Origin of the sequence: Bacteroides sp. OM05-10AA (assembly GCF_003439055.1) — a bacterium.
GTDB classification, from domain to species: domain Bacteria; phylum Bacteroidota; class Bacteroidia; order Bacteroidales; family Bacteroidaceae; genus Bacteroides; species Bacteroides intestinigallinarum.
The window spans coordinates 26,758-41,184 of record NZ_QSUR01000013.1 but is presented as its reverse complement, the minus strand read 5'-3'; the positions used below and the strand labels follow the sequence as shown (position 1 = coordinate 41,184).

The 14,427-nt window shown below is 42.3% G+C and carries 12 protein-coding genes; 9 read left to right on the top strand and 3 right to left on the bottom strand.

Translation table 11 applies throughout. The annotated features are described in order from the left end of the window. The first annotated feature begins 29 nt into the window (after nt 1-29). The 5 genes from DXB58_RS12045 to DXB58_RS12025 all read left to right on the top strand — a co-directional run bounded on the left by DXB58_RS12045 (nt 30) and on the right by DXB58_RS12025 (nt 7,401). Nucleotides 30-1,253: an NADH:flavin oxidoreductase gene (locus DXB58_RS12045; protein WP_122136870.1), complete on the top strand. Its 1,224-nt coding sequence runs from the start codon at nt 30-32 to the stop codon at nt 1,251-1,253. Then, complete coding sequence (locus tag DXB58_RS12040; RefSeq protein WP_122136869.1) at nt 1,250-2,101, top strand: SDR family oxidoreductase; 852 nt, start codon at nt 1,250-1,252, stop codon at nt 2,099-2,101. The genes DXB58_RS12045 and DXB58_RS12040 overlap by 4 nt, the downstream gene beginning before the upstream one ends. A gap of 158 nt (nt 2,102-2,259) precedes the next feature. Next, on the top strand, nt 2,260-4,674 hold the full coding sequence (locus DXB58_RS12035; RefSeq protein ID WP_122136868.1) for a TonB-dependent receptor: 2,415 nt from the start codon (nt 2,260-2,262) through the stop codon (nt 4,672-4,674). 40 nt (nt 4,675-4,714) lie between these two features. Continuing rightward, nucleotides 4,715-6,103, top strand: coding sequence for a DUF4374 domain-containing protein (locus DXB58_RS12030; RefSeq protein WP_122136867.1), 1,389 nt, complete (start codon nt 4,715-4,717; stop codon nt 6,101-6,103). 86 nt (nt 6,104-6,189) lie between these two features. Continuing rightward, nucleotides 6,190-7,401, top strand: coding sequence for a PepSY domain-containing protein (locus DXB58_RS12025; protein WP_122136866.1), 1,212 nt, complete (start codon nt 6,190-6,192; stop codon nt 7,399-7,401). Nucleotides 7,402-8,195: 794 nt separating this feature from the next. On the opposite strand, the gene pfkA is transcribed toward DXB58_RS12025, so the two are convergent. From pfkA to cmk, 3 genes are all read right to left on the bottom strand, one after another. Continuing rightward, on the bottom strand, nt 8,196-9,176 hold the full coding sequence (gene pfkA / locus DXB58_RS12020; protein WP_004297914.1) for a 6-phosphofructokinase: 981 nt from the start codon (nt 9,174-9,176) through the stop codon (nt 8,196-8,198). Between the two features lie 199 nt (nt 9,177-9,375). Further along, nucleotides 9,376-10,245 carry a 4-hydroxy-3-methylbut-2-enyl diphosphate reductase gene (locus tag DXB58_RS12015; protein WP_122136865.1) on the bottom strand — a complete coding sequence of 290 codons (870 nt, stop codon included), beginning with the start codon at nt 10,243-10,245 and terminating at the stop codon, nt 9,376-9,378. Between the two features lie 8 nt (nt 10,246-10,253). After that, nucleotides 10,254-10,940 (bottom strand): (d)CMP kinase, encoded by a 687-nt coding sequence (cmk, locus tag DXB58_RS12010; protein WP_085931522.1) that lies wholly within the window; start codon nt 10,938-10,940, stop codon nt 10,254-10,256. A gap of 216 nt (nt 10,941-11,156) precedes the next feature. Here cmk and DXB58_RS12005 point away from each other — a divergent pair, with 216 nt between their 5' ends. The 4 genes from DXB58_RS12005 to DXB58_RS11990 all read left to right on the top strand — a co-directional run bounded on the left by DXB58_RS12005 (nt 11,157) and on the right by DXB58_RS11990 (nt 14,386). Continuing rightward, complete coding sequence (locus DXB58_RS12005) at nt 11,157-11,840, top strand: energy transducer TonB (protein WP_122136864.1); 684 nt, start codon at nt 11,157-11,159, stop codon at nt 11,838-11,840. A gap of 69 nt (nt 11,841-11,909) precedes the next feature. After that, nucleotides 11,910-12,884 carry a polyprenyl synthetase family protein gene (locus tag DXB58_RS12000; protein ID WP_122136863.1) on the top strand — a complete coding sequence of 325 codons (975 nt, stop codon included), beginning with the start codon at nt 11,910-11,912 and terminating at the stop codon, nt 12,882-12,884. A gap of 15 nt (nt 12,885-12,899) precedes the next feature. Then, nucleotides 12,900-13,616 carry a hypothetical protein gene (locus DXB58_RS11995; RefSeq protein WP_008998813.1) on the top strand — a complete coding sequence of 239 codons (717 nt, stop codon included), beginning with the start codon at nt 12,900-12,902 and terminating at the stop codon, nt 13,614-13,616. Continuing rightward, nucleotides 13,610-14,386, top strand: a complete 777-nt coding sequence (locus tag DXB58_RS11990; protein ID WP_122136862.1) for a TatD family hydrolase — start codon at nt 13,610-13,612, stop codon at nt 14,384-14,386. Before DXB58_RS11995 ends, DXB58_RS11990 begins: the two co-directional genes overlap by 7 nt. The last annotated feature ends 41 nt before the right edge of the window (nt 14,387-14,427 follow it).

The window sequence follows — 14,427 nt, the reverse complement described above, 5'->3', positions numbered from 1 at the left end:
TTAAATATGACTCAATAAATATAACTACTATGGAATCTAAACTTTTTAGCCCGGTCACTTTTGGCCCTTTGACGTTGCGGAATCGAACAATCCGTTCGGCAGCTTTTGAGAGCATGTGCCCGGACAATACTCCTACGCAGATGTTGCTGGATTACCATCGTTCGGTAGCTGCAGGAGGAGTGGGCATGACAACAGTGGCTTATGCCGCCGTGACGCAAAGCGGACTTTCTTTCGACCGTCAGTTGTGGTTGCGCCCGTCTATTATTCCCCGTTTGCATGAATTGACAAAAGCTGTGCACGATGAAGGTGCAGCAGTGGGTATACAAATCGGCCATTGTGGAAATATGTCCCATCGAAATATTTGTGGTGTCACTCCTATATCCGCATCTTCGGGTTTTAATCTTTACTCTCCTACGTTTGTGCGTGGAATGGAAAAGGAGGAGTTGCCGGAAATGGCACAAGCGTATGGAAATGCAGTCAATCTGGCGAGAGAAGCAGGATTTGACGCTGTTGAAGTACATGCAGGACATGGTTATTTGATTAGTCAGTTCCTTTCTCCATATACCAATCATCGGAAAGATGAATACGGTGGTTCGCTCGAAAACCGGATGCGTTTTATGGACTTGGTGATGGAAGAAGTGATGAGAGCGGCAGGCAATGATATGGCTGTTTTCGTGAAAATGAATATGCGTGACGGTTTCAAAGGAGGCATGGAGATTGACGAATCGATACAAGTGGCCAAACGTCTATTGGAACATGGCGTTCATGGATTGGTGTTGAGTGGAGGCTTTGTGAGCCGTGCACCGATGTATGTGATGCGGGGTGCCATGCCGATCCGTTCGATGTCTTACTATATGAATTGCTGGTGGTTGAAATATGGGGTTCGTATGTTTGGTAAATGGATGATACCCACTGTACCTTTTAAAGAAGCATATTTCCTTGAAGATGCACTAAAATTCCGGGCAGCTCTTCCGAATGCGCCGCTGATTTATGTCGGTGGTCTTGTTTCCCGTCAGAAAATAGATGAAGTGCTCGATTCCGGTTTTGATGCCGTGCAGATGGCGAGAGCTTTGCTCAACGAACCGGGATTTGTAAACCGGATGAAAAAGGAGGAACAGGCACGCTGCAACTGTGGACATAGTAATTATTGCATCGGTCGTATGTATACGATAGAAATGGCTTGTCATCAACATTTGAAAGAACAAATCCCTTTATCTTTGCAAAAGGAGATTGATAAATTGGAGAAAAAATGAGTGAAATGAAATGGGCGATTATCACCGGTGCAGACGGAGGAATGGGGACAGAAATAACACGTGCCGTAGCCAAAGCCGGTTATCGAATCATAATGGCATGTTATAATCCGAAGAAAGCGGAGATTGTTCGCGAACGTTTGAGCAAGGAAACCGAAAACTCGTATTTGGAAGTAATGGCTGTTGATTTATCTTCCATGCAATCGGTAGTTTCTTTTGCCAACCGTATCTTGGAAAGAAACCTTCCCATTACTCTGTTAATGAATAACGCCGGAACGATGGAGACAGGTTTTCATACTACTTCTGATGGGTTTGAGCGAACGGTAAGTGTGAACTATATGGGACCTTATCTGCTTACCCGGAAATTGGTTCCGCTGATGGTGCGTGGAGCGCGTATCGTCAATATGGTTTCTTGTACATACGCAATCGGTAAACTCGATTTTCCCGATTTCTTTCACAGAGGAAAAACGGGGCGTTTTTGGAGAATTCCTGTTTACAGTAACACCAAACTGGCTTTGTTACTATTTACTTTCGAACTCTCCAGGCAGCTTAGTGAGAAAGGAATCACCGTCAATGCCGCTGATCCGGGAATTGTTTCTACTAATATCATTACGATGCACAAGTGGTTCGATCCGTTGACGGATATTTTTTTCCGTCCTTTTATCCGCAAACCGAAGAAGGGAGCTTCTACGGCAGTCGGTTTATTGTTGGATGAAAAGGAAGCAGGCGTGACAGGACAACTGTATGTCAATAACCACCGGAAAAACTTGTCTGATAAATACACGAATCATGTGCGGAAAGAACAGTTATGGGAGGTGACGGAACGTGCGTTGGCGAGCTGGCTGAAGTAGTATTTACTTATATATAGGTATTGCGCATATCTATATATCTCTTTTATCTTGTCTTATTTTTACCGAAAGATAGGGATTGTTTTGCACTTTTCTTTCTACTTACCTTTGTATCGCTTTTAGAGCGATGAAAAGGTATAAAGTAAAAAGGTAAAAAGGAGATGAGTAATAAGTATTTTCTGGTTTTTCTAGTGTTCTTGTTTTCCGTATCAGCATATTCACAACGTGGGCATCATCGTAACAGTTTGATTTCGGGTAGAGTGATGTCTACGGAAAAGGAAGTCGTGGATTTTGCAACGGTCTATCTGAAAGGAACCAATCACGGTTGCTATACGGATGAAAAGGGCATTTATCATTTGAAAACTACGGCAGGTGAATATACCCTGGTTGTTTCAGCTATCGGCTACCAGACTGTAGAAAAGAAAGTAAAACTGGGCAAGGGAGAAAAAATAAAGGTAAATATCACCATTGCTCCGGCAGTAAAAGAGTTGGGAGAGGTGGTAGTTACGACATCCGGTGTCGGTCGTGTGAATAAATCTGCTTTTAATGCGGTAGCCATTGATGCGAAGAAACTGCATAACAGTACGCAGACCTTGGCGGGCGCACTGACTAAAGTGCCGGGTGTAAAGCTCCGCGAATCAGGTGGAGTAGGGTCGGATATGCAATTGTATATTGATGGTTTCAGCGGGAAACATGTGAAAATATTCATTGATGGCATACCACAAGAGGGAGCCGGTGCTGCATTCGATTTGAATAATGTCCCTATTAATTTCGCAGACCGTATAGAGGTATATAAAGGAGTGGTTCCGGTAGGATTCGGAACAGATGCCATTGGAGGCGTTGTGAATATCGTTACCAACAAGCAGCCCGGAAAATGGTTTATGGACGCTTCCTATTCTTACGGGTCATTTAATACTCATAAGTCATACGCACGTTTCGGACAAACATTCAAGAACGGTTTCATGTATGAAGTCAATGCTTTCCAGAATTTCTCGGACAATGATTACTATGTGGACACTTATGTACGCGAGTTTGAGATTCGGGAAGACGGCAGCGTACGTTTTCCGCCACTCGACAAAAGCAAAATTTATCATCTGAAGCGTTTTAACGATCAGTACCATAATGAAGCGGTGATCGGAAAAATCGGTCTGGTGGGAAAGAAATGGGCGGACAGACTGGCATTGAGTTTCAATTATTCTCATTTTTATAAAGAGATACAGACAGGCGTTTATCAAGATGTCGTGTTCGGTGAGAAATTCCGCAAGGGACATTCGTTGGTTCCTTCATTGGAGTACTATAAAAAGAACTTGTTCGTCAAGAATCTGGATTTGCTATTTACTGCCAACTATAATCATAATATCACCAACAATGTAGATACAGCTTCCCGGGCTTATAACTGGCGAGGAGATTTCTATGAAAAGGGCAGCCGGGGAGAACAATCTTATCAGAATAGTGAATCTAAAAATAAAAACTGGAATGGAACACTGAAGATGAATTATCATATCGGACAGGCGCATACATTTACTTTCAGCCATGTGATTAGTGATTTTGAACGTACAAGTCGTTCTACGGTAGGCTCTTCTTCCAAATTTACGGATTTCACTATACCTAAGATTACACGTAAGAATGTCAGCGGACTTTCTTATCGTCTGATGCCATCGGAAAAGTGGAATGTTTCTGCATTTGCCAAGTACTACCGGCAATACAACAAGGGACCGGTGTCACAAAACACAGATGGTATAGGCAACTATATCAACCTGTCCAATACCGCAAGTTCCCTCGGATATGGTGCAGCGGGTACGTATTTTCTATGGAAGGACCTGCAGGTGAAGCTATCGTATGAGAAGGCTTTCCGGCTTCCTACGACAGACGAGCTGTTTGGAGATGAAGACCTTGAAGCCGGCAAAATAAACCTGAAACCGGAGAAGAGCGACAATATCAATTTGAGTTTCAGTTATAATCACCAGTTTGGCAGGCACGGACTGTATGCCGAGGCCGGTCTGATCTATCGGGATACGAAAGATTACATAAAAAGAGGATTGGATGTGCTGGGAGGAACCAGTTACGGGTATTATGAGAACCACGGTCATGTGAGAACGAAAGGATATAATCTGTCATTACTGTATAGCTTTTCACGTTGGTTTGATATAGGAGGAACATTCAATAGTATTGATACCCGCGATTATGAGAAATATCTGGCAGGCTCTTCTTTGCAGGAAAGTATGCACTATAAGGTGCGCATGCCCAATCTTCCCTATCGTTATGCCAATATCAACGCTAATTTCTATTGGAACGACTTGTTTGTCAAGGGAAATGTATTGAGCATAGGGTATGATAGCTACTGGCAACATGATTTTCCTCTTTATTGGGAGAATCTGGGAGATAAAGAATCAAAAAATATAGTGCCGGAACAATTCTCTCATAATCTGTCTTTGTCCTATACAATGAAACACGGACGTTATAATGTATCATTTGAATGTCGGAATTTCACAGATGCCCGGTTATTCGACAATTTTAGTCTGCAAAAAGCGGGGCGGGCATTCTATGGAAAGTTCAGGGTATTTTTCGGTAAATAGGTAGAGTAAGTTTTTAGTATAAATCAATAATAAAGAATATATGAAGAAGTTTTTATTACAGGCTTTTGCTACAGCTTTTTGTTTGAGTAGCGGTGTGTTTGTCGCATCTTGCGATGATGATAATAATCCGGTAGATAATCCTGCGATCGATGGAAATACGGCCTATGTGGTTGCTGCCACATCCGGTGAAGCCAGTTATCTGGTGGTGGCCAATTCTTTGGATGAGGGAACGGTGTCGACCCAGGGGAATGGAACCGAAGTGATTGGCGGTACATATTGGGTGTATAAAGGATTGGATTATGTTTTTGCCTTAGTTTATAATAAAGGCGGAGCGGGTACGGGAGCTTCTTATTATCTGGGTGCCGATGGTAAAATGAAAGAAAAATATACCTATACTTATAACCGTATCACATCTTATGGAACCTGGGGAAATAAAGTAGTGACCGTTTCTACCGGAGATTCGAATATAACGGATGAGGACCAGAATGTGGCTCAAGCTTTATTGTTTAACTATCTGGATGCGACGGATGGTTCCCAGGAAGAAGGTACATTGCTTGCCGAAAATTTCTTGGGTAACGGCGAAAAAGTTTCATGGGCAGGTTTGGTTGAAGCCAACAACAAGATTTATACGTCGGTGATTCCGATGGGTATGAGTAAATACGGTATTAAACAGTGGCCGGACAAAGTGACGGATCAGGAACTTGTGACTAAAACTGATGGCGGTAGCGGCAGCGGTGCCTATACGGCTGGTGTCATTCCCTCTACACAATATCCCGATCATGCTTATGTCGCAATTTATAGTGGTACTAATTTCAACGAGACACCGGTGATTGCTACGACAGATAAAATAGGTTATGCATGTGGCCGTATGCGTTCACAATATTATCAGACTATCTGGGCTGCTGATAATGGCGATGTGTATGTATTCTCTCCCGGATATGGACGTACGGCTGTTTCGTCTGCCGATTTGAAAAAGGTAACGGGGCAGAAACCTTCCGGTGTGATGCGTATCAAAGCAGGCGCAACAGCTTTCGATCCGGATTATTATGTGAACTTTGAGGAAATAGGAACTCGTCATCCGATTTTCCGTTGCTGGCATATTTCTGAAGATTATTTCCTGCTCCAGTTGTATAAAAACGGTGCGGAAGATATGATTCAGGATGGTAAAGATGCCGATGTCAGTGAATTGGCGGTGTTCAAGGCAGAAGATGAAACAATTATACCCGTTACAGGTTTGCCGGCTGATGGTAAGTTTGGCGGTGAGCCTTATGGAGAAAATGGTTATGCTTATATGGCGGTTACTGTGACTACCGGCGAAAAACCGGCTTTCTATAAGATTGATGCAAAGACGGGTAAAGCAGTCAAAGGCCTGACGGTAAATGCTGATGCCATTACTACGGTAGGTAAGATGGAATATCTTTCTAAATAAATACTGGTTTAGTAGAAAATAGTTTTAAAGATGAAAGCCTGCCGAGCGGAAAGCCTTGCAGGCTTTTCAAGAATGATAATGAAAACATGAAGAAAATATTCAGAAAGATACATTTATGGCTTTCCGTCCCTTTCGGGTTGATAATCACTCTGATCTGTTTTTCCGGTGCGATGCTGGTATTTGAGGATGAAGTGAATGAACTGTCTTGTCACGATCTTTACTACGTGGAAACGGTGAAGGAAGAACCTGTTCCTATCGAAAAGTTGCTTGAAAAAGTGGCATCTGCATTGCCGGATAGTATATCTGTGACCGGTGTCAGTATTTCCTCTGATCCCGAACGGGCTTATCAGGTCACTCTTTCCAAACCACGCCGTGCCTCTTTATATGTAGACCAGTATACGGGTGAAATAAAAGGTAAAAAAGAACGCAGCGGCTTTTTTATGTTTATGTTCCGGATGCATCGTTGGCTGTTGGATAGTATGAATCCGGGAAATGAAGGAATATTTTTGGGAAAGATGATTGTAGGTATCAGTACACTGCTATTTGTGGTGGTACTGGTCTCTGGTATTGTCATTTGGTGGCCCCGTACACGTAGGGCACTGAAAAACAGTCTGAAGATATCGGCAACAAAAGGCTGGAAAAGATTCTGGTATGACTTACATGTGGCAGGTGGAATGTATGCTCTGATCTTTTTGTTAGCTATGGCGCTGACGGGATTGACATGGTCTTTTCCATGGTACCGGACGGCTTTTTATAAAGTTTTCGGGGTAGAGGTACAACAACGGGCTTCCCATGGAAATGAACAGAAGCATAATGAGCATAAAGGAAATACCGGACTGGCTAATCAGGAAAAGAAAAGGGGAGGAAATGGTAGGCGAAGTGCTGATAAAAGAGAGGGTTTGGAAAACAATCACGGTGATCGGTATTCTGCGGCTTCGCCATTCGCTTATTGGCAGGAAGTGTATGATAAGTTAAAGCATCAAAATCCGGAATATAAGCAAATTAGTGTTTCTTCCGGTACGGCAAGTGTGTCTTTCGACCGCTTTGGAAATCAGCGTGCGTCTGACCGTTATTCTTTCAATACAGATACTGGTGAATTTACGGAAACAAGTCTTTATCAACATCAAGACAAGTCAGGAAAAATTCGCGGCTGGATTTATTCGGTACATGTCGGCAATTGGGGACGGATGTTTACCCGCATACTTGCTTTTATTGCTGCTTTGATTGGAGCTGCATTACCACTGACCGGCTATTATTTATGGATAAGGAAATTCATCAGGCAATCTAAAATAACATAGGTACGAAGAAATAAAAGCTGCATAATGGTAGATTATTGCCAGCAATAACATCTTTTGCCCATTTCTATAGCGCTATGAGCAAACCATATGGTTTTGTTTAGGTAATACATCATGATTTGTACTCTTTTTATCGTCAATCTGTCAGGATAGTATTTAAGTTGTTGAATATCAATTTTATATATCCTGACAATAGATGCTGATAATATCCTGACAATAAAATATATGAACTTTTATTGTCAGGCTTGACTTCTTATCAAGTAGCTTGTTTTAAGGTTGATTAAGTGAGGTTTTATAACGAGAGTAGCCGGTATAGTTGCGTTGGGATGCCGGTATAGTTGCGTTAGGATGCCGGTATAGTTATGTTAAGATGCCGCTATTAGTAGTTCGTCACGGCCGTGGTGAGATCTCTTCATGGCTGTGGTGGGATACTACCACGGCCGTGACGAATACTTACCACGGCCGTGGTGAACTACCAATACCGGCATCTTGATTGAACAATGCTTACCGGATAATAGAAGTATAACGGCTGTATAATGCTTGTTTAATGGGGATCTGTCACGAAAGGTAAGTAAAACTGGGCGGATAGGATATACGGGAGGGTAAATCATGAAATAATGGTCTGACAATAAGAACCGCTAAATTAATATATGTGAATGTGCTCGGTGATGTAGTTGTAGTTCATCTCTATACCACATTATATAAATAAAAGAGCAGTGAATAAATGGGGTTATCCCATCATTCACCGCTCTTTGTCGTCATATATCAGTAAAAATAAACTCTTTAGAATAAAAAAATTAGATCGAAAGCTCTTTCAATACAGTAACAAGATCTCTCTTGATAGGTTTGTCATTCTTGATAGCCTTGCTGAACGGCACGTAAACGATTTCATCATGTTCGATTCCGATCATAACATTACGTTGGTCTTCCATGATAGCATCGATAGCAGCAGCACCAAGGCGGCTTGCCAGGATACGGTCGTGAGCGGTAGGGCTACCACCACGTTGCAGGTGACCTAAAATCGTCACACGTACATCATATTGCGGATATTCGTTTTTCACACGTTCGGCATAATGCATGGCTCCTCCTGTCAGTTCGCTTTCGGCTACCAATACAATGCTACTGTTTTTTGATTTGCGGAATCCGTTTTTGATAAACTCTTCCAGTTGGTCGACTTCCGTACTGAATTCCGGAATAATGGCAGCTTCCGCACCCGAAGCGATAGCTCCGTTCAACGCAAGGAAACCGGCATCACGTCCCATAACTTCAACGAAGAACAGACGTTCGTGTGAAGTGGCTGTATCGCGAATCTTATCTACGGCATCCAATATGGTATTCAATGCAGTATCATATCCGATGGTCGTATCTGTACCATAAAGGTCGTTGTCAATAGTTCCCGGCAGTCCGATACATGGAACATCAAATTCCTGTGCAAAGATACGCGCACCTGTCAGTGAGCCGTCTCCACCAATGATAACCAAAGCATCGATGCCTTCTTTTTTCATGTTGTCATAAGCCAACTGACGACCTTCCGGAGTCGTGAACTCTTTACAACGTGCTGTTTTCAGGATAGTACCACCCAACTGGATGATATTACTCACATTCTGACTCTTGAATTCTTTGATTTCACCTGTAACCAGACCTTTATATCCTCTGTATATACCTTTAACTTGCAATCCATTGTAGATTGCTGCACGTGTCACTGCACGTATAGCAGCGTTCATTCCCGGAGCATCACCTCCGGAGGTCAAAATTCCGATACACTTAACTGTTCCCATATAACAATCTCTCATTAATTAGTTTGACGCGGCAAATGTACAACAAAAAGTTGAAAGCAGTGGTTATGAAGTTTTTTTTCGTAAGAAGAAAACATTAAAAATGTTCAAATGACCTTTTTCCGCTTTCCTTTTATTCGTTCATGTTACTTTGCCGTTTCCTTATGTTGCTTTGCTATTATTCTTTGTCAGAATAAAGCTGTTATTCTTTGATGAGCGTCCGAATGTGATTGTAAATCTTCTCCATCAACCATTTAGGAGTAGAAGTCGCACCACATACGCCAATTGAATTTACGTTTTGAAGGAGAGAAGGATCTATTTCTTTCTCGTTATCTATCAAATGTGAATTGGTATTCACCTTCAAACATTCTTCGAACAGCATTTTTCCGTTTGAACTCTTTTTGCCGCTGACGAAAAATATCAAATCGTGTGTAGCCGCAAATTCCCGGAGCTTAGGCATCCGGTTGGCAACCTGACGACAGATAGTATCGTAATATTCGAAAGTCGCCTCCGGTGAAATATGTTGCTTGAAGTATTCCACGATTTCCTGAAACTCGTCCAGTGACTTGGTAGTCTGTGAGAAAAGACGGATGCTTTTGTTTAAATCCAACTTTTTGGCTTCTTCTGCCTTTTCGATGACAATTGCTTTTCCATCTGTTTGACCCACCAATCCCAGCACTTCAGCATGACCGCTTTTGCCGTATATGACAATTTGTTTTTCTTTGTCACTGTCTGCCAGATACCCTTGTCTGATGCGTTTTTGCAAACGTAATACTACCGGACAGGTCGCATCGATAATTTCTATATTATTTTCACGGGCAATCATGTAAGTTTCCGGTGGCTCTCCATGTGCGCGAAGCAATACCTTGGTATTCTTCAGTTGCTTGAATTCTTCCCGGTTGATCGTGATTAATCCCATCGTTTTAAGCCTTTCCACTTCCCGGCTATTGTGTACAATATCTCCGAGACAATAGAGAGTCTCTCCCTTTGCCAACTCCTCTTCTGCCTTATGAATGGCTGTCACCACACCAAAGCAGAAGCCGGAACCTTCGTCTATCTCTACCTTGATCATAAAGCAAACTATTTACTTACCTTATTAAATTGTCCGAAAAGCCATTCCTTTTGCTCTTCAATCGATAAGTGGGTGTTATCCAGAAGCAGAGCATCTTCAGCTTTGCGAAGTGGACTTACTTCCCGGTTCTGGTCGATATAATCCCGTTGTTTCACGTTTTCCAGAATTTCGTCGAAGCTGGCTTCCTGTCCTTTTGCTTTCAGCTCGTCATAACGACGTTGAGCACGGATTTCGGGAGTAGCGGTTACAAATATTTTCAGTTCCGCATCCGGGAAAACGGTAGTTCCTATATCCCGGCCATCCATGACAATGCCCTTTTCCTTTCCCATTGCCTGTTGCTGCGCCACCATTTCTTCACGTACGAAGTCAAGCGTACTGATAGGGCTCACTTTGGAAGAAACCTCCATTGAACGGATTTTATTCTCCACATTCACGCCGTTCAGATACGTGTCGGGACGTCCGGTTTCCTTATTCAGCTGGAAAGATATACGAATGTTCTTGATTTCTTTTTTCAGTTTCTCCGTATCGATCACGTCTCCGTTGAAAATCCCGTTCTCTATACTATATAAAGTGACCGCACGATACATGGCTCCGCTGTCAATGTAAATGTAACCCACTTCGCGGGCAAGATCTTTGGCCATTGTACTTTTTCCACAAGAGGAAAAGCCATCGATTGCAATTGTTATCTTTTTCATATTCAGTTCATCTGATTTGTCCGCCAAAGATACGGTAAATTTGAAAATCAACCATAGCTTTGCCGTTAAAAGGAACAAGACAAGTACGAAAGAATTAAAAAAGTTAAAAAGCCGGATAAAAAGAGGTAAAGAGGAGAATGAATCTATGAAAATGTACTATATTTGCCCAGAGACACACGGAAGACACTTTTTTTTAATCATTATATTAATAAATTTATGGAAGTTAAAAAATCACCCAAGGCAGACCTGGAAGGCAAGAAGTCTACATGGTTGCTCATTGGTTACGTGGTAGTTCTAGCTTTCATGTTCGTGGCGTTCGAATGGACCCAGCGTGACGTGAAAATAGATACAAGCCAGGCAGTAGCCGATGTTGTGTTTGAAGAGGAAATCATTCCTATTACCGAAACCCCGGAACAGGCAGCACCACCACCACCTGAAGCTCCAAAGGTAGCAGAATTGCTGGAGATTGTGGATGATAAGGCTGAAATTGAGGAAACTACAACTATTATTAATGAGGATAATCAAGCCCGCGTAGAAGTAAAATACGTGCCTGTACAAGTGGTTGAAGAAGAACCGGAAGAACAGACTATTTTCGAGGTTGTAGAAAATATGCCGGACTTCCCGGGAGGCCAGGCAGCTTTAATGCAGTATTTGGCAAAAAATATTAAATATCCGACTATCGCACAGGAAAACGGAACTCAAGGTCGTGTTATCGTACAGTTCGTTGTTAACAGAGACGGTAGTATCGTAGATGCGAAAGTTGTACGTAGCGTCGATCCCTATCTGGATAAAGAAGCCCTCCGTGTGATTAATACCATGCCGAAGTGGAAACCAGGTATGCAGCGCGGAAAACCGGTACGTGTTAAATTTACGGTTCCTGTGATGTTTAGATTGCAGTAATTTGTAACACTATAAATTGGGAGGCTGCTTTCGGCAGCCTCTTTTTATTCATTAATTTTTTTATTCATCATGTTTACAGCTTCTCAATTACTCGATAAGATAAATAATCATATCTCTGAAATCCAGTTTACCCGGACGCCGAAAGGGCTTTATGAACCGATTGAATATATCCTTTCTCTGGGTGGGAAGCGGATACGTCCTGTATTAATGTTGATGGGATATAACTTGTATCGGGAGGATGTTGCGTCTATATACGATCCTGCCACTGCAATTGAAGTTTATCACAATCACACCTTGTTGCATGATGATTTGATGGATCGTTCGGATGTGCGCAGAGGGAAACCTACGGTGCACAAGGTCTGGAATGATAATACTGCTGTACTTTCGGGAGATGCTATGCTGATTCTGGCATTTCGGTATATGACGGGTTGTCCGCCGGAACACCTGAAAGAAGTGATGGATTTATTCAGCCTGACTACACTCGAAATCTGTGAAGGACAGCAACTGGATATGGAATTTGAATCTCGCTGTGACGTCACAGAAGACGAATACATTGAAATGATTCGTTTGAAAACAGCTGTGTTGCTTGCGGGTAGTCTTAAAATAGGTGCAATTCTGGCAGGAGCGACTGCTGAAGATGCAGAGAATCTATATAATTTTGGAATGCATATCGGAGTAGCATTCCAGTTGCAGGATGATTTGTTGGATGTATATGGTGATCCGGAAGTGTTCGGGAAGAAGATAGGTGGAGACATCCTCTGCAATAAAAAAACATATATGCTTATCAAAGCACTGAACCGTGCAGATGAAAAGCAGCATACTGAATTGAATCGTTGGTTGAATGCGGAGGCTTTTCAACCTTCTGAAAAAATCGAAGCGGTAACTGAAATCTATAATCAGTTGAACATCCGCAATATCTGTGAAAGCAAAATGCGTGAATATTATACGCTCGCTATGGAAAGCCTGGCAGCGGTAGCTGTTGCGGAAGACAGAAAAAAAGAATTGAAGAATCTGGTGAAATTATTAATGTATCGTGAAATGTAGTTAAGTATCGGAGATATGCCTTATAGACGACTACCAAATACAGATCAAGCAAGGGTTCGGGCACTGAAAGCGGCTGTCGAAAAGGGAGAAATGTATAATGTACGTGACTTGGCTATTACATTGAAGACATTATTTGAGGCGCGCAACTTCTTGCACCGGTTCGAGGCAGCACAAATTTATTATACACAGTGCTACGATAACCAGTCGCGTGCCAGCCGTAAACATCAGATGAATGTGAAGACTGCCCGGTTGTATATCTCTCATTTTATTCAGGTGCTCAATCTGGCAGTGCTTCGTGATGAAATCAAGGTGACACATAAAGAGTTATATGGCTTGCCTGCTTCCAATACCGTACCTGACCTGTTGAGTGAAGCCTCACTGGTAGAGTGGGGGAAGAAAATAATCGAAGGCGAACAACTAAGGACCACTCAAGGTGGCATACCTATTTATAATCCGACTATTGCACGTGTGAAAGTGCATTATGATATTTTCCTGGATAGCTATGAACGGCAGAAGAACTATCAGGCATTAACCAATCGTAGTCTTGATGAACTGGCGTCCATGCGTGACCGTGCGGATGAATTGATTTTGGATATCTGGAATCAGGTAGAAGCCAAATACCAGGATGTCACTCCCAATGATACCCGATTAGAAAAATGTCGTGATTATGGGCTGATATATTATTATCGCTCCAGCGAAAAAATAAAAGAAGAAAAAGAAATATCATGTTGATCGATACTCATTCTCATCTTTTTGTTGAAGAATTTACCGAAGATTTGCCTCTGGTGATGGAACGTGCCAGGAAAGCAGGAGTTTCCTATATATTTATGCCCAATATAGACAGCACGACCATTGATGCTATGTTGTCGGTTTGTAGGGATTATCCGGGATTTTGCTATCCGATGATCGGATTGCACCCCACTTCTGTCAATGAATCGTATGAACAGGAATTAGCGATTGTTCACAAATACTTGTCGACTTCCCGTGAGTTTGTGGCTATCGGAGAAATAGGTCTTGATCTTTATTGGGATAAGACTTTTCTGAAAGAGCAAATCTTGGTTTTTGAAAAGCAAATAGAGTGGGCGCTGGAATATGGTCTTCCCATTGTAATCCATTCAAGAGAAGCATTTGAATATATATATAAGGTAATGGAACCCTATAAAAATACCCCATTGACCGGCATTTTTCATAGTTTTACCGGGACGTCGGAAGAAGCGGCGAAATTGTTGGAATTTGAAGGATTTATGTTAGGTATCAATGGAGTTGTAACTTTCAAGAAATCGACTTTGCCGGAGGCATTGACGACTGTTCCTTTAGAGCGCATTGTGCTCGAAACCGATTCTCCCTATTTGGCTCCCGTGCCGAACCGGGGAAAGAGGAATGAAAGTGCCAATGTGAGAGACACACTCATGAAGGTGGCTGATATTTATCAGAGGGATCCGGAGTACGTGGCACAGGTCACTTCTGTGAATGCGCTAAAAGTGTTCGGAATCCGCAAATAAGGTTCGAAAGGTTTTAAATTATATTAATTTGCCGTATTTAT

Bases quoted from the DNA above. Each gene is read 5' to 3' on its own strand.
- DXB58_RS12045 (WP_122136870.1), top strand. From the start codon at position 30: ATGGAATCTAAACTTTTTAGCCCGGTCACTTTTGGCCCTTTGACGTTG.
- DXB58_RS12025 (WP_122136866.1), top strand. From the start codon at position 6,190: ATGAAGAAAATATTCAGAAAGATACATTTATGGCTTTCCGTCCCTTTC.
- DXB58_RS12000 (WP_122136863.1), top strand. From the start codon at position 11,910: ATGTTTACAGCTTCTCAATTACTCGATAAGATAAATAATCATATCTCT.
- DXB58_RS12015 (WP_122136865.1), bottom strand. From the start codon at position 10,245: ATGATCAAGGTAGAGATAGACGAAGGTTCCGGCTTCTGCTTTGGTGTG.
- cmk (WP_085931522.1), bottom strand. From the start codon at position 10,940: ATGAAAAAGATAACAATTGCAATCGATGGCTTTTCCTCTTGTGGAAAA.
- DXB58_RS12030 (WP_122136867.1), top strand. From the start codon at position 4,715: ATGAAGAAGTTTTTATTACAGGCTTTTGCTACAGCTTTTTGTTTGAGT.
- DXB58_RS12040 (WP_122136869.1), top strand. From the start codon at position 1,250: ATGAGTGAAATGAAATGGGCGATTATCACCGGTGCAGACGGAGGAATG.
- DXB58_RS11995 (WP_008998813.1), top strand. From the start codon at position 12,900: ATGCCTTATAGACGACTACCAAATACAGATCAAGCAAGGGTTCGGGCA.
- DXB58_RS12035 (WP_122136868.1), top strand. From the start codon at position 2,260: ATGAGTAATAAGTATTTTCTGGTTTTTCTAGTGTTCTTGTTTTCCGTA.
- pfkA (WP_004297914.1), bottom strand. From the start codon at position 9,176: ATGGGAACAGTTAAGTGTATCGGAATTTTGACCTCCGGAGGTGATGCT.
- DXB58_RS12005 (WP_122136864.1), top strand. From the start codon at position 11,157: ATGGAAGTTAAAAAATCACCCAAGGCAGACCTGGAAGGCAAGAAGTCT.
- DXB58_RS11990 (WP_122136862.1), top strand. From the start codon at position 13,610: ATGTTGATCGATACTCATTCTCATCTTTTTGTTGAAGAATTTACCGAA.